2 protein-coding genes and 1 tRNA gene are annotated in these 1,888 nt (G+C 70.4%); all 3 read right to left on the reverse strand.

Annotation, left to right across the window (positions count from 1 at the left end; genetic code table 11):
• Positions 1-101: 101 nt before the first annotated feature.
• The 3 genes from ACFWVC_RS01615 to ACFWVC_RS01625 all read right to left on the reverse strand — a co-directional run bounded on the left by ACFWVC_RS01615 (position 102) and on the right by ACFWVC_RS01625 (position 1,701).
• Positions 102-176: transfer RNA gene (locus ACFWVC_RS01615), tRNA-Leu, on the reverse strand.
• Positions 139-1,068 (reverse strand): HNH endonuclease signature motif containing protein, encoded by a 930-nt coding sequence (locus tag ACFWVC_RS01620; protein ID WP_384274942.1) that lies wholly within the window; start codon positions 1,066-1,068, stop codon positions 139-141. Before ACFWVC_RS01620 ends, ACFWVC_RS01615 begins: the two co-directional genes overlap by 38 nt.
• Positions 1,069-1,701 (reverse strand): HNH endonuclease, encoded by a 633-nt coding sequence (locus ACFWVC_RS01625; protein ID WP_384273813.1) that lies wholly within the window; start codon positions 1,699-1,701, stop codon positions 1,069-1,071.
• Positions 1,702-1,888: the final 187 nt, after the last annotated feature.

The raw sequence follows: 1,888 nt of genomic DNA on the forward strand, positions 1-1,888 counted from the left end.
GGGGGGCCTGCGTTGCCGGGGGGGGGGGCGGGTGGGGGGTGTTGGGGGGGGTTTCGGGGGGGGGGGCGGGCCCCCTTGCCGGGGCCCGCGCCCCTCAGCGGTGGGCCCGGTGGGACTCGAACCCACGACACACCGGATCTAAACCGGCGTCCTCTTGCCAGCTGGGATACGGGCCCGCTGCGCCAACTCTACTGGCTGGGCCCGCTCACCTGCCCGGTCAATATGCGTCCGACCGCCCTGCCGGGCAAAGGTGGCGGTCTGGCTGTGGCAGGAAGGGCACAGATACCGGAGATTGCCGATCCGGTTGTCGAGCCGGTCCCCGTTGATGTGATCGATCTCCAGCGCGATGGGCAGGCCTTGCCACACGGGACCCGTGCCGCAGGCGCCGCATACGTAAGCCATGCCCATCTCCTGCAGCGCGCGGTGGAGCAGGCGGCGGCTGGTGCGCGGGCTGTCCGAGGCGAGCAGCCGCAGGATCTCCTCCGCAGGCTTGCGCCTCTGCGACGGGATGCCGCGGGCATGCGCCTGCCCCGTGAAGTGCGCGGTGGGCAGCCCCTGTTCCGCGATGGCCTGTTTGATCCTCCTCCTGGATGTCCCGTTGTCCGGCAGGTCGAGGCTCCGGATGATGCCGGCGAGGCTCGTCGACGCGGATACTGCCGCGCGGAGTTCGTCACCGTGGATCGCTCGTGACCTGCTGCTCACCGGCTGCGGGAAATGGGAGGTGTCCACGCCGAAATGGGCCAGCCTGCGGGCGATGTGCCGGTAGGCGCTGTCGTAGGGGGCCACGCCCAGGTGCTCCAGGATTTCCCGGATGGAACCGCAGCGGGACGCGGCCTCCTCAAGGATCTCCTTGGTGTACCTGCGCGGCTGCTTGCGGGGCAGCGGTTCATCGACGAAGTGGCCTGTATCGATGCCGTAGTGCTTCAGGCGCTCCCTCAAATACCCCAGGGGGCCGCTGCCGAGCGGTTGCCCGAGTCGCCGGAGCATGTCCACAAGGCTGTGGGACTCCGCCGCGCAGGATGAGAGGGAGGCCCGGGTGTAGCCCGGGCTGTCGTAGAGGCGCGACATCTACCGGACCGCCCCGCGGCGCTTGCGGCCGCGATATGTGTCGGTGGCCGCATGGCAGTTGGGGCAGAGGAGCCGCAGGTTCTCGGGGCGGTTGTCCCACCAGTCCCCATTGACGTGGTCGACCTCGAGGCGCAGCGGGCTGCCGTTCCATTCCGGTCCGGTGCCGCACATCGCGCACATGTCCCGGACGCCGCCGCGGAGCAGATGCCCGCGCAGTCGGTGGCTGGGGATCCGCCCGTCCGCGGGCGTGCCGAGCACCAGGCGGTCGCCCAAGGAGCCCCTGGGGCGGCGCGGCCGGGAGTTCGGTGTGAAGTGCGAGGTGTCGATGCCCAATCGCGCGATGCGCCGGCCGATGTGCGCCTGGTTGCCGCCGACCGGGTTGATGCCGAGCCGTCGTACGACGTCCGCGATGCTGGTCGACTCGCGGACGACGGCCCGCAGCCGCCGTTCGGTGTGGCGTACTCCTTCCTGCTCGAAGTGCGTGCAGTCGATCTTCCAGGCGGCGAGCAGCTTGCGGAGGTAGGCGCGGCTGCCGTTGGTCGGTGTGCCGCCCAGCCTCGTGATCACCTCGGACAGCGACCGGCAGACGGCGGCCGCCTCTTCGACCAGCTCGCGGGTGTATTTGACGCCCACATATCCCCCATGCGATCTGATGTTGCACTTTCGCACGGAATAACGACCCGTTCGTACGACGGTTACGCCGTCCGGGAATATGCCAGGGGCGCCCGGCGCACGCTGCGCCGGGCGGCCCCGGGGGTGGGGCGGGTGGGCTATGGGGGCTTGAGGCACTGGGGGTGGCGGCCGCGGCCCTCGATGTGGG

The sequence above is a fragment of the Streptomyces sp. NPDC058691 genome, from assembly GCF_042714775.1.
Lineage (GTDB): Bacteria > Actinomycetota > Actinomycetes > Streptomycetales > Streptomycetaceae > Actinacidiphila.

What these genes read in the sequence shown, in the direction of transcription:
- ACFWVC_RS01620 (WP_384274942.1), bottom strand. Translation starts at nt 1,068, where the DNA reads ATGTCGCGCCTCTACGACAGCCCGGGCTACACCCGGGCCTCCCTCTCA.